Annotated in this window: 21 protein-coding genes; 19 read left to right on the top strand and 2 right to left on the bottom strand. The window is 36.5% G+C overall.

Going from position 1 to position 25,717, the window contains the following annotated elements:
• Nucleotides 1-99: 99 nt before the first annotated feature.
• From G6R40_RS13640 to G6R40_RS13560, 16 genes are all read left to right on the top strand, one after another.
• Nucleotides 100-1,224, top strand: a complete 1,125-nt coding sequence (locus tag G6R40_RS13640; RefSeq protein ID WP_165136683.1) for a GNAT family N-acetyltransferase — start codon at nucleotides 100-102, stop codon at nucleotides 1,222-1,224.
• A gap of 362 nt (nucleotides 1,225-1,586) precedes the next feature.
• Entirely contained in the window at nucleotides 1,587-1,952 is a 366-nt protein-coding gene (locus tag G6R40_RS13630) for an NADH-quinone oxidoreductase subunit A (protein WP_165136677.1), read from the top strand.
• Nucleotides 1,953-1,966: 14 nt separating this feature from the next.
• Nucleotides 1,967-2,527, top strand: a complete 561-nt coding sequence (locus G6R40_RS13625) for an NADH-quinone oxidoreductase subunit B (protein ID WP_165136674.1) — start codon at nucleotides 1,967-1,969, stop codon at nucleotides 2,525-2,527.
• Nucleotides 2,528-2,539: 12 nt separating this feature from the next.
• Complete coding sequence (locus G6R40_RS13620; protein ID WP_165136671.1) at nucleotides 2,540-3,034, top strand: NADH-quinone oxidoreductase subunit C; 495 nt, start codon at nucleotides 2,540-2,542, stop codon at nucleotides 3,032-3,034.
• Nucleotides 3,035-3,095: 61 nt separating this feature from the next.
• Nucleotides 3,096-4,319 (top strand): NADH dehydrogenase (quinone) subunit D, encoded by a 1,224-nt coding sequence (gene nuoD, locus G6R40_RS13615; protein ID WP_165136668.1) that lies wholly within the window; start codon nucleotides 3,096-3,098, stop codon nucleotides 4,317-4,319.
• Between the two features lie 91 nt (nucleotides 4,320-4,410).
• Nucleotides 4,411-4,920, top strand: coding sequence for a complex I 24 kDa subunit family protein (gene nuoE, locus G6R40_RS13610; protein WP_165136665.1), 510 nt, complete (start codon nucleotides 4,411-4,413; stop codon nucleotides 4,918-4,920).
• Between the two features lie 10 nt (nucleotides 4,921-4,930).
• The gene (gene nuoF / locus G6R40_RS13605; RefSeq protein ID WP_165136662.1) at nucleotides 4,931-6,286 is read left to right on the top strand and encodes an NADH-quinone oxidoreductase subunit NuoF; all 1,356 of its coding nucleotides are present in this window, start codon (nucleotides 4,931-4,933) and stop codon (nucleotides 6,284-6,286) included.
• A 1-nt stretch (nucleotide 6,287) separates the two neighbouring features.
• On the top strand, nucleotides 6,288-7,124 hold the full coding sequence (locus G6R40_RS13600) for a hypothetical protein (RefSeq protein WP_165136659.1): 837 nt from the start codon (nucleotides 6,288-6,290) through the stop codon (nucleotides 7,122-7,124).
• Nucleotides 7,125-7,164: 40 nt separating this feature from the next.
• Complete coding sequence (locus tag G6R40_RS13595; protein WP_165136656.1) at nucleotides 7,165-8,163, top strand: 2Fe-2S iron-sulfur cluster-binding protein; 999 nt, start codon at nucleotides 7,165-7,167, stop codon at nucleotides 8,161-8,163.
• Between the two features lie 77 nt (nucleotides 8,164-8,240).
• Nucleotides 8,241-9,305 carry an NADH-quinone oxidoreductase subunit NuoH gene (gene nuoH, locus G6R40_RS13590; RefSeq protein ID WP_165136653.1) on the top strand — a complete coding sequence of 355 codons (1,065 nt, stop codon included), beginning with the start codon at nucleotides 8,241-8,243 and terminating at the stop codon, nucleotides 9,303-9,305.
• A gap of 111 nt (nucleotides 9,306-9,416) precedes the next feature.
• Nucleotides 9,417-9,956: a NuoI/complex I 23 kDa subunit family protein gene (locus tag G6R40_RS13585; protein ID WP_165136650.1), complete on the top strand. Its 540-nt coding sequence runs from the start codon at nucleotides 9,417-9,419 to the stop codon at nucleotides 9,954-9,956.
• Nucleotides 9,957-9,958: 2 nt separating this feature from the next.
• Nucleotides 9,959-10,456, top strand: a complete 498-nt coding sequence (locus G6R40_RS13580; protein WP_165136648.1) for an NADH-quinone oxidoreductase subunit J — start codon at nucleotides 9,959-9,961, stop codon at nucleotides 10,454-10,456.
• A 3-nt stretch (nucleotides 10,457-10,459) separates the two neighbouring features.
• Nucleotides 10,460-10,789 carry an NADH-quinone oxidoreductase subunit NuoK gene (nuoK, locus tag G6R40_RS13575; RefSeq protein ID WP_165136645.1) on the top strand — a complete coding sequence of 110 codons (330 nt, stop codon included), beginning with the start codon at nucleotides 10,460-10,462 and terminating at the stop codon, nucleotides 10,787-10,789.
• Between the two features lie 6 nt (nucleotides 10,790-10,795).
• Complete coding sequence (gene nuoL / locus G6R40_RS13570; protein WP_165136642.1) at nucleotides 10,796-12,691, top strand: NADH-quinone oxidoreductase subunit L; 1,896 nt, start codon at nucleotides 10,796-10,798, stop codon at nucleotides 12,689-12,691.
• Between the two features lie 2 nt (nucleotides 12,692-12,693).
• Nucleotides 12,694-14,196, top strand: a complete 1,503-nt coding sequence (locus G6R40_RS13565; protein WP_165136639.1) for a NuoM family protein — start codon at nucleotides 12,694-12,696, stop codon at nucleotides 14,194-14,196.
• Between the two features lie 16 nt (nucleotides 14,197-14,212).
• Nucleotides 14,213-15,595 (top strand): NADH-quinone oxidoreductase subunit N, encoded by a 1,383-nt coding sequence (locus G6R40_RS13560; protein WP_165136637.1) that lies wholly within the window; start codon nucleotides 14,213-14,215, stop codon nucleotides 15,593-15,595.
• A 42-nt stretch (nucleotides 15,596-15,637) separates the two neighbouring features.
• Here G6R40_RS13560 and G6R40_RS13555 read toward each other — a convergent pair whose 3' ends face one another.
• Nucleotides 15,638-16,630, bottom strand: coding sequence for an LLM class flavin-dependent oxidoreductase (locus G6R40_RS13555; RefSeq protein WP_165136635.1), 993 nt, complete (start codon nucleotides 16,628-16,630; stop codon nucleotides 15,638-15,640).
• Nucleotides 16,631-16,755: 125 nt separating this feature from the next.
• Here G6R40_RS13555 and aqpZ point away from each other — a divergent pair, with 125 nt between their 5' ends.
• Together aqpZ and G6R40_RS13545 are read left to right on the top strand one after the other, a co-directional pair.
• Nucleotides 16,756-17,475, top strand: coding sequence for an aquaporin Z (gene aqpZ / locus G6R40_RS13550; RefSeq protein ID WP_165136632.1), 720 nt, complete (start codon nucleotides 16,756-16,758; stop codon nucleotides 17,473-17,475).
• Nucleotides 17,476-18,169: 694 nt separating this feature from the next.
• Nucleotides 18,170-21,760: a T9SS type A sorting domain-containing protein gene (locus G6R40_RS13545; RefSeq protein ID WP_165136629.1), complete on the top strand. Its 3,591-nt coding sequence runs from the start codon at nucleotides 18,170-18,172 to the stop codon at nucleotides 21,758-21,760.
• Between the two features lie 202 nt (nucleotides 21,761-21,962).
• On the opposite strand, the gene cphA is transcribed toward G6R40_RS13545, so the two are convergent.
• Complete coding sequence (cphA, locus tag G6R40_RS13540) at nucleotides 21,963-24,599, bottom strand: cyanophycin synthetase (RefSeq protein WP_165136626.1); 2,637 nt, start codon at nucleotides 24,597-24,599, stop codon at nucleotides 21,963-21,965.
• A gap of 230 nt (nucleotides 24,600-24,829) precedes the next feature.
• Between cphA and G6R40_RS13535 the strand changes: the two genes are divergently transcribed.
• On the top strand, nucleotides 24,830-25,717 hold the full coding sequence (locus G6R40_RS13535) for a cyanophycinase (RefSeq protein ID WP_165136623.1): 888 nt from the start codon (nucleotides 24,830-24,832) through the stop codon (nucleotides 25,715-25,717).

Raw genomic sequence — 25,717 nt, 5'->3', positions numbered from 1 at the left:
TTTATAAATTTTATTTTAGCACTTATTTTGTTGTAAAAACTATGCCAAAGTATTGCAATGAGTAGCTTTTGCGCTTATATTTGTTTAATATTGAAAATTATGTCACAAATCATCATAAAAAAGGTAGAATCAAAGAAAGATTTGACAGATTTTGTCCAATTTCCAAACGATTTGTACCGCAACAACCCCAACTATGTGCCTGCTTTAACAGCGGACGAACTTAACATTTGGAATCCTGCCGAAAATCCTGCTTTGGAGTATGCTGAGGCGCAACAATTTTTAGCATTAAAAGACAGCAAAATTGTAGGTCGAATCGCGGTGATGATTAATCATAAAGAAGAAAAAGATCTTGGTATCAAAAAGCTAAGATTTGGATGGTTGGATTTTATTGATGACGAAGCGGTTTCAAAAGCCTTAATTAACAAAGCAATCGAATATGCAAAAAGCAAAAACATTTCTAAGATAGAAGGACCAATGGGCATTACCAATCTGGACAAAGCCGGAATGTTAACGATGGGTTTTGACAGACTTGCGACAATGATTGGCATTTATAACGAAGCTTATTATCCAAAACATTTAGAAAACCTAGGTTTGATTAAAGAAAAAGAATGGGTAGAATTCGAGATTGAATTCCCTGAAACTTTACCTGATAAAGTAGTCAAATTCAACAATTTAATTAAAGAAAAATATAAATTAAGAGTTCTTAAATTTAATAACAAAAAAGAAATCCTCCCTTTGGTAGAACCCATGTTCAAACTTTTGGATGAAACTTACAAAGGGCTTTCGACTTATACCCCGATTACAGATGAACAAATCAATCATTACAAAGAAAAATATTTTGGTTTCATCGACAAAGATTACATTATCTGTATCGAGGACGAAGATCATAATTTGATATCATTTGCCATTACAATGCCTTCTTATTCTCGAGCTTTACAAAAGGCAAAAGGCAAACTTTTCCCTTTTGGTTGGTGGCATTTGCTAAATGCTGGAAAAAAGAATGATCGTGCGAATTTTTATTTAATAGGCATCCATCCAGACTATCAACGCCGCGGTGTTACGGCGATTATTTTTAAAGAAATTTATGATACTTTTAGAAAAAAAGGCGTCAAATTCTTAGAGACCAATCCAGAGTTGGAAGAAAACAAAAACATCCAACTACTTTGGCAAGATTACGAGCCAATTAATCATAAAAGAAGACGAACTTATAGCAAGGAAATATAATTTATTAAACAATTGCTTAAATTAATTTTTTTATTAAAAGTCATCAAAACATGAAAAAGCAAATTATCATATACGCAATTCTTATCCTGATATTTTTAGCATTCAACTTTATAGACCCTATAAAAGATCCAAAAACTAACACATTGATTAACATCATTTTCGCAAGTATTTTGTTTCTATATATCGCATATTTTGCATTTATAATATTAAAAAGAATGAATAAGAAAAAATAGCAATTTCGTTATTTATAATTATTCTAAATTAGCTTTTTTCAACACTTCCAAAATCACTTAAAGTGGTTGATTTCTCTGTTATTCCATCTTAATTTAGTACTTTTGCAGGTGCATAAATTAGGTACAATAATGAATTTACCAGAAAATTATATTCCGATTCTTATCCAAGCGGCTGTAGGTCTAGGGTTTGTAATCGTTTCTTTACTTGGTGCACACTTTCTTGGCCCAAAAGTAAAGAGTGAAGTAAAAGGACAAAGTTTTGAATGTGGTGTGGAAGTTGTCGGCAATGCAAGAACGCCTTTCTCTGTAAAATATTTCCTTACCGCTATCCTATTTGTTCTTTTCGATATCGAAATTGTTTTCTTCTATCCTTATGCGGTCAACTTCCGCGAGTTGGGTACAGAAGGATTTTTAGCAATTGTAACATTTGTATCCATCTTTTTCCTTGGATTCTTCTATGTCCTTAAAAGAGGTGCTTTGGATTGGGATAAATAATTAAATTAAAAAAAATGTCAGATAATAATAAACCAGTTGTTAACATGAACAATCCAGCTCCTGCAGGTTATGAAGGAGAAGGATTTTTTGCAACAAAATTGAGCAGTGTTATTGGTCTTGCCAGAAGTTATTCGCTTTGGCCATTACCTTTTGCAACATCATGCTGCGGTATTGAATTTATGGCAACGCTTAACCCTACTTACGATGCAGCCCGATTCGGTATGGAAAGAAACTCTTTCTCGCCGCGACAAGCCGATATGTTGATGGTTTGCGGCACAATTTCTAAAAAACTTGCACCAGTTCTTAAACAAGTTTATTCCCAAATGGCAGAACCAAAATGGGTTGTAGCCGTTGGCGCTTGTGCTTCTAGTGGCGGTATTTTTGATACTTATTCGGTACTTCAAGGAATTGACAAAATTATACCTGTTGACGTCTATGTCCCTGGATGCCCACCTCGACCTGAGCAAATCATCGAAGGGGTTATGCAGGTACAAGAATTAGCACGTACAGAAAGTCTTAGAAGAAGAGACTTACCAGAATATAAAGCATTGTTAGAATCTTACGGAATTAAATAAATCAGGGAAAACATGACAAACGAATTCGTATTAGAAGCTTTAACAAGAGAATTTCCTGAAACAATTCTTACAACATCCGAACCTTATGGCATGCTGACGGTGGAAGTTAAAAAAGATGATATTAAAAAAGTGGTTCACTACTTGAGAGATTCTTCTTTAGAATTTAATTTTTTAACAGACATCTGTGGTATTCATTATCCAGAAAACCCAGAAAAAGAATTAGGCGTGGTTTATCATTTACATAATATGATGACTAACGTACGTCTGCGTCTTAAAGCTTTTATGCCAAAAGAAAATCCGGAAATCGATTCTTTAACAGAACTATTTGCTGGTGCCAACTGGATGGAGCGCGAAACTTTTGATTTCTACGGAATCAAATTCAAAGGACATCCAGATCTTCGCCCTATTCTTAATATGGACGATCTTGGTTATCATCCGATGTTAAAAGAATATCGTCTGGAAGATGGCACACGTACTGACAAAAACGATAGCATGTTCGGAAGATAGAACTAATGCAATAAGCAGTAAGCAGTAAGCTTAAAGCCTATAGCCTAAAGCATTAAAATTTATGAAAGACAACGAATTATCAAACATACTTAACCAATACGAATCAAAGGAACAAATTGACGGTCAACTTTACACCCTCAACCTTGGACCTACCCATCCAGCAACACACGGGATTTTCCAAAATGTGCTAACAATGGATGGCGAACGTATTTTGCACTCAGAACAAACTGTTGGTTACATCCATAGAGCTTTCGAAAAAATTTCTGAAAGAAGAAACTTTTCGCAAATCACCACTTTAACAGACCGTATGAACTATTGTTCTGCGCCTATTAACAACCTAGGTTGGCACATGACTGTTGAAAAACTGATAGGCTGCGAAGTTCCAAAACGCGTTGACTATATGCGCGTGATTTTGATGGAATTGGCAAGAATCGGCGATCATCTAATTTGTAATGGTGTTACTGGAATGGACTCTGGAGCAATCACTGGACTGACATACATGTTCGTGGAAAGAGAACGTATCTATGATATGTATGAGCAAATCTGTGGTGCCCGTATGACAACTAATATGGGAAGAATTGGAGGTTTCGAAAGAGATCTTACACCTAAATTCCATGAACTTATAAAAGATTTTCTAAAAACTTTCCCACCAAGATTCCAAGAATTTTGTAATCTTTTGGAAAGAAACAGAATCTTTATGGACAGAACGATTGGTGTGGGTGGTATCTCCGCCGAAAGAGCTTTAAGCTATGGTTTCACAGGTCCTAACCTAAGAGCTGCAGGTGTCGACTACGACGTTCGTGTGGCACAGCCTTATTCTTCTTATCAGGATTTTGATTTCACAATTCCGATTGGTACAGCAGGCGATACATACGACCGCTTCATGGTACGTCAACAAGAAGTTTGGGAATCTATTAAAATTATTAAACAAGCTTACGAAAACCTTCCAGAAGGTCCTTTCCATGCAGATGTTCCCGAGTTTTATCTTCCAGAAAAAGCCGATGTTTATACCAAAATGGAAGCTTTAATTTACCATTTCAAAATTGTAATGGGAGAAACAGACGTTCCTCGTGGCGAAGTTTATCATGCGGTAGAAGGTGGAAATGGAGAGTTAGGATTCTACTTGGTGAGTGACGGTGGTAGAAGTCCATACAGATTACACTTCCGAAGACCTTGCTTTATTTATTACCAAGCCTATCCAGAGATGATTACAGGATCGGTAATTTCTGATGCGATTGTAACCATGTGTAGCATGAATGTAATTGCGGGAGAGCTTGATGCTTAGGAATTTTGAATTATAAATTATAAATAAAATAGATTTTTAGTGTTTTGATTTTCATCTAAAATCTAAAATCTAAAATCTAAAATCTATAAATATGAGCGAAACAATTGCTTTTAAACCTGAAACTTTAGAACAGGTAAATAAAATCATCGCAAGATATCCAGAAGGTCGTCAAAAGTCTGCCTTAATTCCCGTTTTGCATATTGCACAAAAGGAATTCGGTGGTTGGCTAGATGTTCCTGTTATGGATTATGTAGCGCAGGTGCTTAATATCACCCCTATTGAGGTTTACGAAGTGGCTACTTTCTACACCATGTTCAATATGAAACCTGTTGGCAAATATGTTTTGGAAGTTTGTAGAACAGGACCTTGCATGGTAAAAGGCAGCGAAAAAATCCTAGACCACATCCGTACCAAACTTAACATTAAAGATGGAGAAACAACAGCTGATGGTCTTTTCACATTGAAACCAGTAGAATGTCTTGGTGCTTGTGGCTATGCTCCAATGTTGCAATTGGGTAAGTTTTATCATGAAAATTTAACGATAGAAAAAGTAGATGAAATCCTTGAACTTTGCAGACAAGGACAAATCGCTTTAGATTAATATATTAACGATGGGCAGAAAACTTTTATTAAAAGACGCACATGTAGAGGGCATACGCTTTTTCGATGTTTACCGCAAACAAGGTGGATATACAGCGGCTGAAAAAGCCCTGAAAATGACGCCTGAAGAAGTTCTGGAAGAAGTAAAAATCTCTGGTCTAAGAGGTCGTGGAGGCGCCGGTTTCCCAACGGGTATGAAGTGGAGTTTCCTTGCAAAACCGGAAGGCGTGCCAAGACATTTGGTAGTTAACGCCGACGAGTCAGAGCCGGGAACTTTTAAAGACCGATATTTAATGGAATTCATTCCTCATCTTTTGATTGAGGGCATGCTGATTTCGTCATTTACTTTAGGAGCCAATGTGTCGTACATCTACATTCGTGGAGAATATTCTTGGATTCCAGATATTTTAGAAGAAGCGATTGAGGAGGCCAAAAAAGCAGGATTTCTAGGTAAAAACATTTTAGGTACAGGCTACGATTTAGAAATTTATGTTCAGCGTGGTGCAGGTGCTTATATTTGTGGAGAAGAAACGGCTTTACTAGAATCTCTAGAAGGTAAAAGAGGAAACCCGCGACTAAAACCACCTTTCCCAGCTGTAAAAGGACTTTGGGAAAGACCAACCGTTGTTAACAATGTTGAAACCATTGCAGCAGTTGTTCCTATTATCGATATAACTGGTGCAGAATATGCCAAAATTGGTGTAGGACGCTCTACAGGTACCAAATTGATTTCCGCTTGTGGAAATATCAACAAACCTGGCGTTTACGAAATTGATATGACCATTTCTGTTGAAGAATTCATTTACTCTGATGAATATTGTGGTGGAATTCCGAACGGAAAAAAATTAAAAGCTTGTATTCCTGGAGGATCTTCAGTTCCAATTTTACCGGCTAATTTATTATTAAAAACGATAAACGGCGAACCTCGATTAATGAACTACGAATCTCTTGCAGATGGTGGTTTCGCAACAGGAACCATGATGGGATCGGGAGGTTTCGAAGTATTGGATGAAGACCAATGTGTTGTAGAACATACCATGACTTTAGCAAGATTTTACAATCATGAAAGTTGTGGACAATGTACGCCTTGCCGCGAAGGTACGGGGTGGTTGTACAAAATATTGAAAAAAATTGACAACGGACAGGCTACTTTAGCCGACATCGATTTGTTATGGGATATCCAAAGAAAAATCGAAGGTAATACGATTTGTCCATTGGGAGATGCAGCGGCTTGGCCTGTTGCAGCAGCTATTCGCCACTTCAGAGATGAGTTCGAATGGCATGTGAACAATCCCGAATTATGTTTAACTCAAAATTATGGCTTAGCAAATTATGCTGACCCTATTCCTGTTGTAGCAGGAAACTAAAATGAAGAAGATTTTATTAGCTGGTGTATTGGCCTTGTCTAGCACTTTGGGATTAGCACAAGCACAAACATCACAAGAGGACAGCTCTTTAACTAAAAAAGGAAAAATATTTGTGTTCTGGGGTTGGAATACCGCTGCCTACAGCGACTCTAACATCCATTTCAAAGGCGATGGTTATGACTTCACGTTGAAAAGAGTATCTGCACATGATAGACCTACAAAGTTTACTTTCAAGGATTATTTTGCACCAGATAACTTAACCATTCCACAGACCAATGCAAGAATTGGGTATTTTATCAAAGATAATGTTGCTATTGTTTTGGGCTTGGATCACATGAAGTATGTGATGGATCAAAATCAAAGTGTTGGTTTCAAAGGTCATATTTCTGATCCAACCTACGCCAATATGATTATGCCAGGCTCAGCAGTTAACTTAAGCAATGGCGAATTTTTGACATTCGAACATACAGATGGGCTCAACTACATCAACATTGGTGCAGAAAAATATCAAAATATTCTTAACAAAAAAGGATTAGATATCGAGTTCGCTTATGGGGCTGGCGTAGGAGCTTTACTTCCAAAATCGAATGTTAAATTATTTGGAAACGAAAGAAGTGATCGTTTTCATTTGGCAGGATTTGGTGCTGATGCAAGAGCCAGTTTTAACATGATTTTTGCAAACCACATCATGTTAAGATTAGAAGGTAAAGTTGGTTATATCAACATGCCAGATATTAAAACAACGCTTAATAAATCGGACAAAGCCTCTCAGGATTTTATGTTCGCGCAAGCCAATCTGGGAATCGGATATATTTTTGGATTCAATAAGAAAAAATAAGAGGGTAAAACCTACAATTATAAGCTTATAATTAAATAAAATGAGCGAAGAAATTAAAAAATTTAAAGTTACCATAGACGGACAGACAACCGAAGTTTTGCCAGGTACTTCTATTTTGGAGGCAGCTAGACAAATCGGAGGCAAATCTGTACCTCCTGCAATGTGCTATTACAGCAAATTGGAGCAAAGTGGTGGAAGATGTAGAACTTGTTTGGTAGAAGTGTCAAAAGGTTCTGATGCCGATCCTCGTCCAATGCCAAAATTAGTCGCAAGTTGTAGAACTGGCGTTATGGATGGTATGGAGGTCAAAAATCTAACCTCCGAAAAAGCACAAGAAGGTCGTAAAGCGGTGACCGAATTTTTGTTACTAAATCACCCTTTGGATTGTCCTATATGTGACCAAGCTGGAGAATGTCATCTTCAGGATTTGGGTTACGAACACGGCGTTGCAGGTACCAGAACAGAATTCGAAAGAAACACCTACGAAGCAGACGATATTGGTCCATATATCAAACTGAATATGAACCGTTGTATCCTTTGTGCAAGATGTGTCTTGGCAGCCAATCAACTTACAGAAAAGCGCGAACATGGTATTTTGTTCCGTGGGGATCACGCTGAAATTTCGACCTATCTTAACAAGGCTTTGGACAACGATTTTATCGGTAACGTTATCGATGTTTGTCCTGTAGGAGCACTAACAGACAGAACGGCAAGATTCGGAAGTCGCGTGTGGTTTACAAAACCATTGAATGCTTCTTGTTCTTGTGAAAAATGTAGTGGTAAAGTGGTGTTGTGGATGAAAGGCGACGAAGTGATAAGAGTTACAGCGCGTCAAGATCAATATGGCGAGGTGGAAGATTGGATCTGTAATACATGTCGTTTTGAAAGAAAAGATGTGAAATATTGGACAATCGAAGGCCCTAGACATATCGATAGACATTCAGTTATTTCTTTGAACCATTATGAAAAACCGAAGGATTATTTCAGACAATTGGATAATCCAGATGCAAAAGAAATTGCTAAAAAAGACGAAATTTAATATGAAAATGTGATAATTTGATGTTTTGGTAACAACGCTTTATTTGCTATCAGATCTCAAATTTCTAATACAATTTTATGGAACTACTAACTTTTAAATTAATATTAGTCCTTGCTTTATTCTTGCTAGCACTTACTGTGGCTGCCTACTCTACATGGGCAGAGCGTAAAGTTGCAGCAATTATGCAAGACCGTATCGGACCAAACCGTGCAGGACCATTTGGCCTGTTACAACCTCTAGCAGATGGTGGAAAGTTTTTCTTCAAAGAAGACTTCACCCCAGCCAATGCCGAAAAATTCTTATTCGTAATTGGGCCAGCCTTAGTGATGTTTATTTCATTAATTACTGGTGCTGTTATCCCATGGGGAAAAAGTCTTAATATCGGCGGACAATCATTTGATCTGCAAGTTGCAAATATCGATGTTGGTGTACTTTATCTTATTGGTATGGTATCTATCGGGGTTTACGGTATCATGATTGGAGGTTGGGCTTCTAACAACAAATATTCATTAATCAGTGCGGTAAGAGCTTCGTCACAGATGATTTCTTACGAATTGGCAATGGGACTTTCGTTATTAGCAATCATTATGATGGCTGGAAGTTTAGATTTAAAAGTGATTACTGAAAGCCAAACACACGGAAAAATTTGGGGTATCATTCCTGAAGTTTCTGGACTTAATTGGAATATTTTCTACCAGCCGGTTGCATTTATTATTTTCTTAATTGCGGCTTTGGCAGAGACCAACCGTCACCCTTTCGATTTACCAGAATGTGAATCCGAATTGGTTACTGGATATTCAACAGAATATTCTTCGATGAAGTTAGGACTTTTCATGTTTGGAGAATACGTTAACATGTTTATTTCCAATGCGTTGATTACTGTATTATTCTTCGGAGGATTCAACTATCCGGGAATAGATTGGGTTACAAACAATTGGGGAGAAAATGTTGCCGGTATTTTGAGTATCGTTGCATTTTTAAGCAAAACAATATTTGGTATCATCTTATTCATGTGGATCAGATGGACTTTACCGAGATTCCGTTACGATCAATTGATGCACTTAGGATGGAAAACTTTAATTCCATTGGCATTGGTTAATCTATTATTAACAGGTGCTTTAATCCTGTTATTTGGAAATTAAAAAAGTTGATAATATGATGATGTGATGGTGTGCGAAATGCTAAAATTTGAAATTGATTTTCAGTTTTATTATTTAACATCTAAACATCTAACATCTAATATCTATAATTAAATGAAACTAACAAACAGATCAAAAGTTGTTTCTAACAAGAAAATGACACTTGGTGAAAAACTATATCTTCCTGCCATTGCGCAAGGGATGAGTATTACGCTGAAGCATGCTGTCAGAAATCTTGTAAAAGGTGTACCGTCTGTACAATATCCCGAGGAGCAAAAACCGAGAGCTATTATCTGGCGCGGACAACATGTCCTGAAAAGAGATGAAGAAGGTAGAGAACGTTGCACAGCTTGTGGATTGTGTGCCGTAGCTTGTCCTGCAGAAGCCATTACCATGACCGCAGCAGAACGCACAAATGACGAAAAACATCTATATAGAGAAGAAAAATATGCCGAAATATACGAAATCGATATGTTGCGTTGTATCTTCTGCGGAATGTGTGAGGAAGCTTGTCCAAAAGAAGCTATTTTCCTTACAGACCGTCTTGTAGATGTTGAAATGATAAGACAAAACTTTGTCTATGGCAAAGACAGATTGGTAGAAAAAATCGATGAGCGTATCGATATTAGTGAACGTCAAAAGAAAACTTATTAAAAATGGATCAGATATTATTTTTCACAGTTGCTTTTATTGCAATTCTTAGTGCTGTGTATTTTGTATTTGCACGAAATCCATTATACAGTATACTATCACTTATCGTAACTTTTTTTAGCATTTCTGGGATGTATGTACTTCTTAATGCTCAGTTTTTGGGTATTGTACAGATCATTGTATATGCCGGTGCGATTATGGTACTTTTTCTTTATGTATTGATGATGTTAAACCTAAATGCTAAAGACGAAAGTAAAAAGAAAAACTTACCAAAATTTATTGGGATTTTCACCGTTGGGATTTTGTTCATCGGGATGTTAGGGGCTTACAAAGGCCTAACAGGCGACACTACAGCTGCAGCGACTGTGGATTACTCAGTTGGATTGACCAAAAATTTGGGAAGATTATTATTTAACGAATATGTTTTACCGTTCGAGTTAGCATCAGTATTAATCTTTGCTGGTATCGTAAGTGCGGTATTAATTGGTAAAAAAGAAATTTAAAAAATGGGAGAAGTTAACAGTTTTATTCAATCTGTACCTTTGGAATATTTTATTATTCTGAGTACCATTTTGTTTTGTCTAGGCGTGCTAGGTGTATTAATTCGTAAAAATGCCATCATCATTTTGGGCTGTGTCGAGTTGATGCTTAACTCTGTCAATCTACTATTAGCAGCTTTTTCTGCTTACAAAGGTGACTCACATGGACAAATACTTGTATTTTTTATCATGGTTGTTGCCGCTGCAGAAGTAGCAGTGGGACTTGCTATTATCGCCATGATGTACAGAAATACACGATCAGTAGACGTAAGTATATTTAATAAATTAAGAGGATAATTAGGAATGGAAAATTTAGTTTACGCAATTATTCTTTTACCATTAGCAGGATTCCTCATCAATGGTCTGTTCGGTAAAAATCTTCCGAAAGTCCTTGTTGGTGGGCTGGCAACGTTGCTTGTATTTGCTTCTTTTTTGATTGCTGTTAGCATCTTTATGGGAATGAATAGCGATAGTGCACCTGTTATTGTAAAAGCTTTTGAATGGTTTAAAGTCAACGGAATGCAAGTTAATTTCGGATTCCAGGTCGATCAACTGTCGATTATGATGGTGATGATTATTACAGGAATTGGATCTTTAATCCATCTTTATTCTATTGGCTACATGAGTCACGACGAAGGATTCCATAAATTCTTTAGTTATCTTAACCTCTTTATTTTCTCAATGTTGTTATTGGTATTGGGAAGCAATTATCTTATTCTATTTATTGGTTGGGAAGGTGTAGGACTTTGTTCTTATCTATTAATTGGTTTCTGGTATAACAACCAAGAATATGGTAAAGCGGCTCGCAAAGCCTTTATCATGAACCGTATCGGTGACTTAGGTTTGTTAATTGGTATTTTTGCTTTGGCACAACAACTTAATGCTATTGATTTTTTAAGCGTTGCCGAAAACTCAACGAAGTTCACTTTAGATAGTAGTGCGATTATCTTTATCACGATTTGTTTATTCATTGGTGCAGTTGGTAAATCTGCGCAGGTTCCGTTATTCACATGGTTGCCAGATGCGATGGCTGGACCAACGCCTGTTTCTGCATTGATCCACGCTGCGACGATGGTAACAGCAGGTATCTACTTGGTAGTAAGATCCAATTTCTTATTCTCATTAGCTCCTTCTACGCTTAATGTTATATTATTAATAGGTTTAGCAACAGCGTTGATTGCTGCTTTTATGGGATTAAGACAAAACGATATTAAAAAAGTATTGGCTTATTCAACAGTTTCTCAGTTAGGATTTATGTTTATCGCTCTAGGCGTTGGTGCTTATACCACGGGAATGTTCCACGTTATGACGCATGCGTTCTTTAAAGCTTTATTGTTCTTAGGTGCTGGTTCTGTTATCCATGCAATGAGTGGCGAGCAAGATATGCGTTTCATGGGAGGTTTAAGAAAGAAAATCCCTGTAACCTATTGGACGTTCTTAATAGGGACCTTGGCTATCTGTGGTATTCCGCCATTATCAGGTATGATTTCTAAAGATGAAATTTTAGTAACAATATATGACAAGAGTCCACTTCTTTGGGGGTTGACATTGTTTAGTGCCGCTTTAACAGCTATCTACATGTTCAGATTATTGTTCTTAACTTTCTTTGGCGATTTCCGCGGAACTGAGGAACAAAAAAAACACATCCACGAAAGTCCGGTTTCTATGACACTTCCTTTAGTTGTGTTGGCTATTCTTTCTGTGGTTGGTGGATTTATTAATCTTCCTCACTTTATTGGTCATGGCGAATATCAAAACTTAGCAAAATGGTTACATCCCATCTATGCGTATCCGCAAGAACATGTTGCCATTCCGTTTAACATCGAGATGATTTTGTTAGCGGTTACCATAATTATGGTGCTTGTTATATTTTTCGTTGTGAAAAACATCTATGTCACCAAAAAGAAAATAGCACTTCCGGAAGAAGAATACACAGGTTGGGAAAGACTTTCTGCCAAGAAATTGTTTATCGATGAGATCTACCAAGCTTGCGTTGTAAAACCAGTAGAAGGTCTTGGAAAAGCAGCTTCGATGTTCGACAGAGCAGTTCTTGATCCGATTGTTAACTTCATTGGATTGGGCGCTGCAGACTCTGGAAGAGCCGCTAAGAGATTACAAAATGGAAAAGTAGAAAACTACGTCCTCATCATGTCTTTAGCGATCGGAATAATATTAATTGTTAACTTTATATTAAAATAGTAATGTCATATTTAGCAACACTATTACTATTGCCTCTTGTAGGTTCGGGATTGGTTTTTGCATGGAGAAATTCTTCTAGCAAGCATCTCGCGCTGGCAATTGCGTTTATACAAATGTTTTTAGCTTTCTATATGTTGGCAGGATTTGATTTTGGTCCAACTGTAGATTCTAAATTGCAATACGAAATTACATATCCTTGGTTTCAATTTATTAAGAGTAATCTCCACTTCGGTATCGATGGGATGAGTATGCTTTTGGTGATACTCACTAATATTTTGGTACCTTTAATTATCCTCTCGTCTTACAACGAAAACAAAGCTTACAACAATAATTTCTATGCGTTAATCTTGTTAATGCAGTTTGGACTAATTGGTGTTTTCACCGCTTTGGATGGATTATTATTCTACATTTTCTGGGAAATAACGTTGATTCCGATTTGGTTTATCGCAGGACTTTGGGGACAAGAAGACAAACGTATCAAATTCACAACTAAGTTTTTTGTGTACACATTCGTTGGTTCATTATTCATGTTATTAGGTTTTATCTACGTTTACAATTATTCTGCTTCTTTTGCGGTAACAGATATGTACAACGCAGCGCTTAATATTAATCAACAAACGGTTATCTTCTGGTTTATCTTCTTTGCTTTTGCAGTTAAGCTCCCCGTTTTCCCATTCCATACTTGGCAAGCAGATACCTATACATATTCGCCAACACAAGGGTCCATGTTATTATCAGGAATCATGTTGAAGATGGCTATCTATGGTATTTTAAGATATTTGTTACCCATTACACCTCTAGCAATTGGCGGTATATCGGGCGACATTGTTGTCATCTTGGCAGTTATCGGTGTTATCTACGGCGCATTAATCGCTATTGTTAATAATGATTCTAAACGAATTATCGCTTATTCTTCCCTATCTCACGTTGGGCTGATGGTGGCAGGTATTTTCGCTTCTGCTATTTTAACGGTAAGAATGTTCAATCCCACTGCGCTAATAGTAGAAGGTGCAGAAGGTGCTTTGATACAGACTTTTGCACACGGCATCAACGTGGTTGGTCTGTTTTATTGTGCGGATATTCTTTACAAACGTTTCAAAACGCGAGATATTCGTCAAATGGGAGGTTTGGCAAAAATAGCACCCAAATTTGCGGTATTGTTCATGATTATCTTATTAGGATCGATGGCATTGCCGTTAACTAATGGATTTATTGGAGAATTTATCCTTTTAAAATCTGTGTTTGATTATAATCTTATCATGGGAATTTTATCAGGTCTTACCATTATCCTATGTGCGGTATATATGTTGAGATTATACGGAAAAGCGATGTTTGGTAAAACAGATGAAATGTTGTTGTCAACAGCAAAAGACCTTTCTCCAGCAGAATTTACCGTTCTTGCAAGTTTATCTGTTTTCGTCATCATTATGGGGATTTTCCCACAAGTGATTGTTGACATGGTGGGTAGTTCGTTGAAGTTTATCTTCTTATCTATGATAAGTTAAATTGATATTTTAAAAAATGAGTGTTTTTATAGTATTATTCCTTACGGCTGTCTTAGCATTATTCTCTGGAGTTTTCCAACAGGGCAAATATGCTAGATACATCGGTATTGCAGGATTATTAGTTGCATTGTATGTAAGCTTTTTGCCAGAGTGCGAATTTTTTAACGCTTACAAAAACATGTTTGAATATGGAAGCAATGCTGCTCTGTTTTCAAAAATTTCAATTGTTACGACTTTGCTTATTTTCTTCATTGGAGGATTTGCATTTAGTAATCATAGAAGCCACCAGTCGGAGCTTTATGCTTTGATGTTGATGTCGCTTTCTGGCGGTATTGTCTTATTCGGTTACCAAAACTTAGTAACATTATTCATCGGTATCGAAATTCTTTCTATTCCGTTATATGTTATGGCAGGAAGTAATAAAACGGATCTTCGTTCTACGGAAGCATCAATGAAGTATTTCTTGATGGGTGCTTTTGCGACGGGGTTTTTGTTATTCGGGACAGCATTAGTATATGGCACAACAGGAAGTTTTGACATGTATAAAATTTCAGAATTTGCCATCAATAATCCTAAAGACTTAATGCTTATCGTAGGAGCATTGCTAATGTTAGCTGCGATGGCTTTCAAGGTTTCTCTAGCGCCTTTCCACATGTGGAGTCCAGATGTTTATCATGGTGCGCCATCTTTGATTACAGCTTTTATGGCCACTGTGGTTAAAATTTCTGGTTTTTATGCTTTTGTAAAATTAATGACTTTAGGATTCGGAGGAATCGCTGGCGAATGGATTAACGTAATTGGCGTGCTACTCATTATCACAATGCTCCTTGCAAACGTGATGGGCTTGGTACAGACTAATGTAAAAAGAATGTTGGCCTACTCTAGCGTTTCGCATGCTGGTTATCTCGCATTAATCTTCTTCGGGCTTAATAGCCTTTCTATGTACAATATGGCATTCTACCTATTTGCTTATTCCTTAGCAACAGTTGGAGTTTTCATGGCGTTGATTTGGGTTGAGAAAGTAAAAAGAGAAGTTTCTTTTGGCGCATTCAATGGTTTAGGAAAAAGACATCCTTTGCTAGCAGTTGTAGCTTCTATCTCAATGTTGTCTATGGCAGGTATTCCGCTGACAGCAGGTTTTATGGCTAAGTTTGCCTTGTTTAACCAAGCCATAAAAGGCGGTGCCGAGTTCTTAGTATTAGTGGCAGTTTTGGGTTCTGCATTAAGTATCGCTTATTACCTAAGACTTATTATCGCGATGTTTTTCTATAAAGAAAGCACATTTAACACATCAGAAAAAGTAAGTATTACTTATAATATCGTTGCAGTTGTTATCATTTTAGCATTGGTAAGTTTGGGCGTCTTCCCAGATTTGTTCACGATGCAATTTGGATTGTAACTAAAAAATCAAAAGCTTCAGAATTTCTGAAGCTTTTTTGTTTTACATATTTTTTAAAATTTGGGAAGCAATTTCGTAGGAATGAAGTTTGGCTTCAAAATCATATATATGTCCCGAAACAATAATCTCGTCAATTTTATTATGTTTCACAAATTCTGACAGTTTCTTTTCAAGACTAGCTTTATCACCAACAAAAGTCTTAGCTGCCATACGGTTAAGATGCAAAGCAAGCTCATCAGAAATATTAGCCAAATCAGTTTCTTCTGGTGGTAACAAAGGCTGACGCTGATCGGTCAAAATATTAACAAAAGCCTGAAAATGGGACGTTGATAAATAATGGGCTTCGTCCACACTATCCGCTGCGATAATATTAATACAAGCCATTTTGTAAGGCTTATCCAAAACGGAACTTGGCTGGAAATGTTCTTCATAAATCTCAAAAGCAACTTCCATCTGCGAAGGTGCAAAATGTGCAGCAAAGGCATAAGGCAAACCTAATTTTGCTGCAAGAAAAGCACTATCTGTTGAAGATCCCAAAATATAGATTGGGACTTCTGCGCCCTCACCAGGGATCGCTCTTACTTTGGAATTCGAATTTCCTAAGCTGAAATATTGTTTCAATTCCTGAATATGAAATTCAAAATTATAATGGTTTTCCAATTGTCCTCTTCTCAGAATACTTGCTGTTAACATGTCCGTACCTGGCGCTCGTCCAAGGCCTAGATCAATTCGATTAGGATAAAGCGCATCCAGCGTACCAAACTGTTCTGCAACCGATAATGTCGAATGGTTGGGCAACATAATTCCACCCGATCCTACTCTGATACTTTTAGTTTGTGATGCAATGTGACCAATGAGTAAAGATGTCGCCGAACTTGCCACATTGGGCATATTATGATGTTCGGAAAACCAATAACGATGATATCCCAAACTTTCAACTTTTTGAGCCGCTTTTACAGACTTCTCAAAACTTTGGCGGATACTATCACCTTTAAGAATTGTTGCTAAATCCAACACCGAATATTTAATTGCCATTTTTTTAAATTTAATTTGAAAGCTCAAAAAACAAACCATCTCTAAAAAATATGACAAAGTTTCATTTTATTTCTAAATCAAAAAAATAAATTATTACCTTAGACTTATTAAAAAAATAAAACACTATGTCAAAAAAACTATTCGCTGAATTTTTCGGCACATTCTGGTTAGTCTTCGGAGGTTGTGGTAGCGCAGTATTTGCAGCAGGCGTTCCTGATATTGGAATTGGTCTTGCAGGCGTTGCATTAGCATTTGGTCTTACCGTTTTAACCATGGCTTACGCTGTTGGTCCTATTTCGGGTGGGCATTTCAATCCTGCGGTTTCTTTCGGTTTGTTAGCTGGAGGTCGTTTATCAGCAAAAGATTTGCTTCCTTACATCATTTCACAATGTCTTGGCGCTATTGCCGCTGCTAGTTGTCTTTATGTTATTCTTAATGGCGCTGGCGCATTTTCGACAGAAGGTCCGGGCGCTTTTGCCTCTAACTTTTATGATATGCCTGGCTATTATGACAGAAGCTACAGTATGGGCGCCGCATTCTTAGCCGAATTTCTTTTAACCGCCTTTTTCTTAATCATCATCATGGGTGCAACAGATAAATGGGCCAATGGAAAATTTGCTGGAATTGCTATTGGTTTAGCATTAACGCTTATTCATTTAATTTCCATTCCGATTACCAATACATCTGTGAATCCTGCAAGATCGACTTCGCAAGCTTTATTTGTGGGTGGGATAGCATTATCTCAACTATGGTTATTTTGGGTGGCTCCTATCCTTGGCGGAATTACTGGTGGGCTTATCTATAAATTTCTTTTACAAAGAACAGATACAGAAGTGGTTGCCTAATGAAAAAATCATTTCTAATTAGCTTACTCATTATAAGTAGCATTCTATTAATTCTGAATCTTATTTTTTCAGAACAATATGATTGGACTTTTTGGATACGGATTATATCACTCGTGTGCATCTTTATAAGTTCTATACTTAGTTTAAAGCAAAATAAAAATCCTGCAATTTAGCAGGATTTTTCTATTATTAATAATGTGATTTTCTTGTAAATACCTCGATTTCATAATTCAATACATTATAAGAATTCCACAGTCCTACCTTACAATTATTTTGTCTTTTTGATTAAAAACATGTTTCAATTGAATTTTTGGGAAATATTAGCGTATTATAATAAACTATTTTTAATAAAAAACAAATTACTGAAATAAAATTATTAACTACAATATTTTCTATTCATAATGACAAATGCAAGAGGTATTACCTAAATACTCATTTAATTGTAGAAATAAATTTGTTTTAGAATCAAAATTTAAAATTTCTAATATAATTAACTAATTCTTCAAGATTAAAATTTTTAAAAAAACGTTCAAAACAAACACTACTAATTATCAATCAGTTACACTATTTAATATTATAGAAATCTAGAAATAGAATGTTAAATAAAAAAAATAATCAACTTTGTCAAATTAAATTTTGTCAATATCAAAATTTAATTAATTTTAACAAACTATTTTTAAATATTATATACTTTATGAAAGAAAACTACACCATTACGAACAATACATTAAACAATATGTATTTTCGAAGCTCAATGAAAACAGCATTGTCTTTCTTATTAATTGGGACAAGCATTGGTTTTGCTAATGCCCAAAGCGGAAGAGTTAGTGAGGATTTATCTTCTATTGCTAAATTGAGCTACAATGACCAAGTTAATGCGATGGCATCAAAAGTAACGGGGCACAGCATCAAACCACAATCTAAAAGTGTTGCTTTAAGTGGTAATTATACCATTGGCACATCTGGTGATTACCCAACTTTAACAGCTGCCATTGCAGATTTTAATTCAGCTCCTATAACTGGCCCTGTTACGCTAACGCTTTTGGATGCAACTTATCCTTCGGAAACATTTCCAATTATTATCCAGGAAAATAGTGGATCTAGTGCAACCAACACGCTAACTATTAAACCGGCAGCGGGTGTTGATGCCACAATTTCTGGAAATACTGCTGAAACGTTAATCAAAGTAAATGCAGCAGATTATGTAACTATTGACGGTAGTAATAATGGTACAGACTCTGACAACTTAACCTTGAAAAATACCATCACAACAGGTAGTCCTATAATATTATGGGTGGCTAGTACGACCGTAGCAGGCGCAGATTATGCGACCATTAAAAATGTGAAGTTTTCTGGCGCCACACCATCAGCTACGATTGCAGGCTTACTCGTTTCTGGTCCAACTTTAGGAGGAGCTGGAACTGTGCCAAACAACCATCTAACTGTTGAAAGTAACACCTTTAACAAGGCACAAAATGCGATGTTTATCATAGGAAGTTCTACTGCTCAGGATGATGGTGCTATTATTAAAAATAATACATTAGGCTCTGCCGACACAGCAGAAATGTTAGGCTTCAGAGGTATTGCGCTACAAAATGCTAAAAATGCAATAATTACTGGAAACCAAATCGATGGTGTTAGTACTGCTAGCACCTCAACCGCTTCAGGTATCTTAGTTGGTGGCGCTGTTAATAATATTTCTGTAACTGCTAACAAAATAAACGAAATCCGTAATACAAATACCATAGGCTATGGATCTAACGGTATTTATGTAAACGCACTTACAACATCTAATAATGTATTGGTTGCTAACAACTTTATTTCTAATGTATATAGCTATGGATATTCTAGTGGGGGCGGCATTGCAGATAATGGCTACGGTATTGTTCTTGGTGGTGTTGGTACTGATGTAAAAGTATATCACAATTCTGTATCTCTTAATGTAAATCAAAATGTAGCTGGTAGACCTGCAGCAATTAACATTTTAACTTCAGCAACAACTGCAGGTGCTATTGACATTAGAAATAATATTTTTGCTAATAATCAAACGCAAACAGGCGAAAAATATGTACTATATTCTAGCGCTCCAAAAACTGTTTTCGCACATATAGATTATAATGATTATTTTTCTTCTGGTGCTAATCTTGGATACATTGGTGCTGCGCCAAAAGCTACATTGGCGGATATAAAAACCAGCTTTGGTAGTAACGAAAACTCTCTAAATGTTAGCCCAATTTTCACATCTACTACAGATCTACACCTTACCCCTGAAAATACTGCGCTTAATAACAAAGGTACAGCTTTAGCTGAAGTAACTACTGATATTGATGGCGTAACAAGAAGTACAACAGCTCCAGATATGGGTGCTGACGAGTTTAAGGCTGCCCTTAACGGTACTTATACTGTAGGATCCACTGGGGATTATACATCTTTAACAAATACTGGTGGTGTTTTTGAAGATATCAATGCTGGGCTTGTAAGCGGAAATTTAACTTTCAATATCATTGAAGATTTAACTGCAGAAACAGGAGCTAACCCACTTAATACAATTACAGGAGGTTATACGGTAACCATTAAGCCAAGTGGTGAAGCACGTATTATTTCTGGAACAACTAACAGCAATGCACTCATCAGGACTGTTGGCGCTAGCAATGTAACAATCGACGGTTCTCTTTCGGGTGGTACAGATAAGAGCCTTTCTATCACAAACCTTTCTACAACTGCTCCACAAGTGGTAAGATTTGGTAGTGTAGGAACTGCTTCGATGAGCAACAATTCATTAAAAAACACCATTATTACAAATGGGGTAAACACCTCAAGTGCAGTTGTAATTGCAGATAATGGAGGTACAGCTGGAACATTCAGTAATATTTCTATAACGAACAATACCATTAAAAAAGCCTATATCGGCGTATATGCATTCGCGACTGTAGGTGCTGAAAATGGCAGCATTACTATCAATGACAACGATCTGTCAGCCACAGGTGCAGATGCTATTGGTCTTGCTGGTTTGTACGCACAAGGTACGGATGGTGCCGTAATCCAAAACAACACGATAGGAAATTTCAATCCAACACCAGCTTACGCTAGAAGAGGAATTTGGTTAGCTACAGGTACTGTAAACAGTAATGTAAGTGGAAATACAATATCTAATATTTCTGCTGGAAGCGCTACAAATAATGGAGCTATAGGAATCTTGGTTTCTAGTGGTACAACTGGAGCAAAGCTTAACACCAATAATGTAATTGAAGCTAATACTATTTCTAACATTTCTTTTGCTGGAACTGGAGTTAATGCAGGAATTCAGATCGCAGGAACATCTGCCGCTGGGACTAGTGGTGTAACAATTTCTAAAAATAAAATTAGTAATATTAAAAATACGAACACAGGAGGTTATGCGGCAGTAGGAATTTATTTTAATGGTTACTCAACTGCTGCTAACGGAGGCGTTAATGTCTTTAATAATTTTATCTCCGATGTCGCAAACCATGGTTACAATGGTAATAGTTATTTGGATAATGGAGTAGGTATCACATTTAATGGAAAAAGTACAGGATATAAGATCTATAATAACACGATTAATATGAATACCGATCAAGTTGTGACAACAGGTATGACCGCTGCTATCAACGTAACAAGTTCTATCTCGGATGCTGGTGCAATTGATTTAAGAAATAACATCTTAGTCAATTCACAGACAACTACGGTTAACAGATATGCTATCTACTCAGCTGCTCCTGCAACAGTTTTTAGCAATATCGATCACAACGATTATTACAGTACTGGTACTAACTTAGGCTACCTAAGCTCTGCAAAAGCAACTTTAGCAGACTGGAAAACCGCTACAGGAAAAGATGCCAATTCATTAAATATCTTACCTATTTTTGTTTCTCCAACAGATCTTCACCTTACAACAGAAAACAACTCTTTAGATAATAAAGGAACGCCTTTAGCTGAAGTTACTGTAGATATTGATGATACAACAAGAAGCACGACTACACCAGATATGGGTGCGCATGAATTTGCTGGATCTATGTTGGCACAAGATATCAACAAAAATGATCTTAAACTTTATCCAAACCCAGTAATTGATTTAGTAAACATCAATTACTCATCAAAAATTGATGCGGTGGAAATCTTCAACCTTACAGGACAAAAAGTTTCTAGTAAATTATGGAATGCTTCATCTGGTACAATGGATATGAGCAATCTTGTACCAGGCGTATATATTATTACATTAAAAATTGGTGCGGAAACAAAATCTGCGAAAATTATTAAAAAATAATTAGCCAATACATTTTATTATTAAAGTCCAGGATATAGTTCTGGACTTTTTTTATGAGTAGCTTTTCGCCCATCTTAAAAAAAATATTGAAAAAATCTTACTCCTCTATTTCAAAAACTAAGAATTTCAACATTACATTTTTCAAAGACAAAAAAAACTAGCATCGAGATACTAGTTTATTTTAAGTTTTGTTTATGTTTGCTTACAATTTAGAGTTCATCTCATCGTCCAACATTTCGCGGTGTTGGTAATCTTGCACCAACTCGATTGCATTGGTTAATACGTCGCTAAGCGCGGTGATAAACATACCATCCTCCGCCATGCTCATCGCATGTTTCAAAGCTTCGATTTCTTTAGGAATAATCTCATAGCTAACTTCACGACCCGAACTGTTGATGCCCTCAATAATCAAACTGTTAATTTCTTCTTCCTCTCTACCACGAAGATGTTTTTCGCTTCGGATGATAATATGGTCGAACATACGTCCAGCAATTTTTCCACATTCCCGAATGTCTTCATCACGACGATCACCAACACCAGATATTATTCCGATTTTTTTGTTAGAATCTATTTTACTCAAAAAATCTTCAATAGCCTCATAACCTGCAGGATTATGGGCAAAGTCAATCATTACTTTAAAGTTTTTAAATTTAAAAATATTAAGCCGTCCAGGCGTAAGGTGCGCACTCGGGATAAATGTGGTCAAAGCCAAAGCAATATTCTGAATTTCGAAACCGTAAACATAAGCAGCAAGCGATGCAGCCAATACATTTTCTATCATGAATTTGGCTTTACCTTCCATCGTAATCGGGATGTTATTAACTTTCTCAATTCGGATTTTCCATTCTCCTTTTTTTATCGTGATATAACCTTCTTCGCAAACGCAAGTAATCTTACCTTCTTTAGCGTAATGCTGTATGTAAGGATTGTTTTCATCCATACTGAAAAGCGCCACATTACTATCCAAATCATTTTTAATTTTCATTGAATATTCGTCATCTGCATTAAGGATTACCCAACCTGTTTTTTTTACACTATCCAAAACCACACGTTTCACACGTGTTAAATCTTTAAGATTATGAATATCGTTTAATCCTAAATGGTCTTCTTTAATATTGGTTAAAATACCAACATCACAACGAGAAAATCCGAGTCCCGAACGTAATATTCCGCCTCGTGCAGTTTCTAAAACAGCAAACTCTACTGTTGGGTCTTTCAGTATAAATTCTGCAGACAAAGGCCCTGTGGTATCACCTTTTGACAACAAAGTATTCTGGATATATATCCCATCGGAGGTTGTAAATCCTACACGAAAACCATTATTTTTAACAATATGTGCTAAAATTCTTGTGGTTGTGGTTTTTCCATTGGTGCCCGTAATGGCCATGATAGGAATTCTGCAAGCTTTTCCTTGTGGGTATAACATATCAACGACAGGACTTGCAACATTGCGCGGAAGACCTTCGCTGGGAGCCAAATGCATTCTAAAACCTGGCGCTGCATTAACTTCTAAAATAGCGCCACCACTTTCTTTGAGCGGCTGGGTAAGATTCTCAGCCATAACATCAATCCCACAAACATCAAGACCAATTATTCTGGAAACACGCTCCATCATGGTGATATTATCTGGATGCACCATTTCTGTAACATCTATAGACGTTCCTCCCGTGGACAAATTTGCGGTTGATTTTAAGTAAAGCATTTCACCTTTGTTCGGTACACTTTCCAAAGTAAAACCCAACTTTTCTAAAAGCTCGTTGGTATCTTTATCGATTTTAATTTCTGTTAAAACTTTTTCATGTCCGTAACCTCTCCTCGGATCCTGATTTTCTTGATCAATAAGTTGTTGAATATTTTGCTCGCCATCGCCTATAATATGAGCAGGAACACGTCTAGCAGCAGCAACCATTTTGTGATTAATCACCAAAATACGAAAATCAAATCCTGTTATATATTTTTCAACTATAACCCGTCGGGAGATACTTTGTGCATGTTCAAGACCAATTTTTGCGGTTTCCCAATCATTAACATTAATGCTCTGTCCTCGTCCGTGATTGCCATCCAAAGGTTTTATAACAATAGGATAACCAATTTTTTTTATAACTGATTCCAATTCCTTTTGGTCATTCACCAAACCGCCCATCGGAACAGGAATTGCGGCATCATCCAACATCTTTTTGGTCAATTCTTTATTACATGCAATATCGACTGCAATACTACTTGTATTACCAGTAATAGTGGCTTGGAAACGTTGCTGATTGACACCATAACCAAGTTGTACCAAAGAGTTTCTTCCTAAACGAATCCAGGGTATATCTCTTGATTCCGCTTCTTCAACAATACTCCCCGTCGAAGGACCAAGACGCTCTTGTTGTCGAATTTCTCTTAGTCTTTGGATACAAATTGTAATATCATAATTCTTGTTATCTATCAAAGCTTCCGCGATTTTAACGGCTTCTTCCGCGGCGTAAACACCCGCTTTTTCCTCAATATAATCAAAAACAACGTTATAAGTTCCCGGAGTTTTGGTTTCTCTTGTGCGCCCGAAGCCTACGGACATTCCTGCTAAATGTTGAATTTCTAAAGCAATATGTTCAATAACGTGTCCCATCCAGGTGCCCATCTCTACTCGCTTGAAAAATCCACCAGCCTCGCCTTCCGAACAACGATGATGATACATGGATGGTAACAATAATTCGATTCTCTCTCGGAAACCTTCAATTTTATTGGTTGGATAATCTTCGAGAGTTTCCAAATTAAGACGCATTTGGATAAGCTTTTTTCTTCTAATACTCCAGATATTTGGGCCTCGCAAAATTTGGATTTTTTCAATGCGCATACTTTATCATTTTTTAATCGTTACAATCAAAGATAAAAGTTTCTATCAAGTATTCATTACATAGCTCAATAATTTTTCAATTTAAATCGAAAATTATTTAACTTTCTACAATATTAAATTCCGTACTTATAAAAATTTTTAGTATTTTTTATTTTTTAAAATTAAATTTAAATTATCTAAAGTAGTCTTTTTATAAAGTATAGCCTGCAAATAATTCATAATTTTGTAACATGAAAGCGATAGGAAAATTAGTGATCATAGGTGGCGCTGTCAACGTAGGGAGTTTCACCGAAATATCTTATGATCAAGATGTTGAAAAAAATCTCAACTTTTTTGAAAGAGGCATACTAAAAAAAATTATTTTAGAATCTCGACTGCAAGAAGATTCTGTTATTGAAATTATAACCACTGCTTCACAAATCCCAGATATTGTAGGTCCAGAGTATATTAAAGCTTTCACACACTTAGGTGCAAAGCATGTTAATATTTTAGATATTTTTAATCGCGAACAGGCCAATAGCGATGCCATTGTTGAAAGAATTAAAACAGCAGATGTCGTTATGTTTACAGGAGGCGACCAATTGCGATTAACCTCTATTTTGGGCGGAACTAGATTTCACGATGAACTTTTAAATAAATACCAAAACGAAGACTTTATCTACGCTGGGACTTCGGCTGGCGCAGCGGCAGCTTCCGAGAATATGATCTACCAAGGCAGTAGTACAGAAGCCTTACTGAAAGGTGAAATAAAAATGACACAAGGTCTTGGACTTATCGAAAATGTAACCGTGGACACTCACTTTGTTCAACGTGGTCGTATGGGACGACTTTTTCAGGCGGTCGTTAACAATCCTCGGACTTTAGGCGTTGGACTAGGTGAAGATACTGGGCTTTTCATTTCTGGTGATGTAATGACTGCTATTGGATCGGGACTCGTTATTATAGTAGATGGTCGTTTTATTAAAGATACCAATCTTACTAATATCGAAATGGGTCAACCAATTTCAATCGAAAATTTAATTGTAAATGTGATGTCTGTGAACGATACTTACAATCTTTCTAATCGCGATATGACAATTATTAATTCTCAGTACAATTCAATTCAGCAAGTTAATTAA

The sequence above is a fragment of the Chryseobacterium sp. POL2 genome (assembly GCF_011058315.1).
GTDB lineage: Bacteria > Bacteroidota > Bacteroidia > Flavobacteriales > Weeksellaceae > Soonwooa.
Note: the sequence above shows the minus strand (reverse complement) of the source record. Positions and strands in the feature narration are given on the sequence as shown.

Bases quoted from the DNA above. Each gene is read 5' to 3' on its own strand.
- G6R40_RS13640 (WP_165136683.1), top strand. From the start codon at position 100: ATGTCACAAATCATCATAAAAAAGGTAGAATCAAAGAAAGATTTGACA.
- G6R40_RS13630 (WP_165136677.1), top strand. From the start codon at position 1,587: ATGAATTTACCAGAAAATTATATTCCGATTCTTATCCAAGCGGCTGTA.
- G6R40_RS13625 (WP_165136674.1), top strand. From the start codon at position 1,967: ATGTCAGATAATAATAAACCAGTTGTTAACATGAACAATCCAGCTCCT.
- G6R40_RS13620 (WP_165136671.1), top strand. From the start codon at position 2,540: ATGACAAACGAATTCGTATTAGAAGCTTTAACAAGAGAATTTCCTGAA.
- nuoD (WP_165136668.1), top strand. From the start codon at position 3,096: ATGAAAGACAACGAATTATCAAACATACTTAACCAATACGAATCAAAG.
- nuoE (WP_165136665.1), top strand. From the start codon at position 4,411: ATGAGCGAAACAATTGCTTTTAAACCTGAAACTTTAGAACAGGTAAAT.
- nuoF (WP_165136662.1), top strand. From the start codon at position 4,931: ATGGGCAGAAAACTTTTATTAAAAGACGCACATGTAGAGGGCATACGC.
- G6R40_RS13600 (WP_165136659.1), top strand. From the start codon at position 6,288: ATGAAGAAGATTTTATTAGCTGGTGTATTGGCCTTGTCTAGCACTTTG.
- G6R40_RS13595 (WP_165136656.1), top strand. From the start codon at position 7,165: ATGAGCGAAGAAATTAAAAAATTTAAAGTTACCATAGACGGACAGACA.
- nuoH (WP_165136653.1), top strand. From the start codon at position 8,241: ATGGAACTACTAACTTTTAAATTAATATTAGTCCTTGCTTTATTCTTG.
- G6R40_RS13585 (WP_165136650.1), top strand. From the start codon at position 9,417: ATGAAACTAACAAACAGATCAAAAGTTGTTTCTAACAAGAAAATGACA.
- G6R40_RS13580 (WP_165136648.1), top strand. From the start codon at position 9,959: ATGGATCAGATATTATTTTTCACAGTTGCTTTTATTGCAATTCTTAGT.
- nuoK (WP_165136645.1), top strand. From the start codon at position 10,460: ATGGGAGAAGTTAACAGTTTTATTCAATCTGTACCTTTGGAATATTTT.
- nuoL (WP_165136642.1), top strand. From the start codon at position 10,796: ATGGAAAATTTAGTTTACGCAATTATTCTTTTACCATTAGCAGGATTC.
- G6R40_RS13565 (WP_165136639.1), top strand. From the start codon at position 12,694: ATGTCATATTTAGCAACACTATTACTATTGCCTCTTGTAGGTTCGGGA.
- G6R40_RS13560 (WP_165136637.1), top strand. From the start codon at position 14,213: ATGAGTGTTTTTATAGTATTATTCCTTACGGCTGTCTTAGCATTATTC.
- G6R40_RS13555 (WP_165136635.1), bottom strand. From the start codon at position 16,630: ATGGCAATTAAATATTCGGTGTTGGATTTAGCAACAATTCTTAAAGGT.
- aqpZ (WP_165136632.1), top strand. From the start codon at position 16,756: ATGTCAAAAAAACTATTCGCTGAATTTTTCGGCACATTCTGGTTAGTC.
- G6R40_RS13545 (WP_165136629.1), top strand. From the start codon at position 18,170: ATGAAAGAAAACTACACCATTACGAACAATACATTAAACAATATGTAT.
- cphA (WP_165136626.1), bottom strand. From the start codon at position 24,599: ATGCGCATTGAAAAAATCCAAATTTTGCGAGGCCCAAATATCTGGAGT.
- G6R40_RS13535 (WP_165136623.1), top strand. From the start codon at position 24,830: ATGAAAGCGATAGGAAAATTAGTGATCATAGGTGGCGCTGTCAACGTA.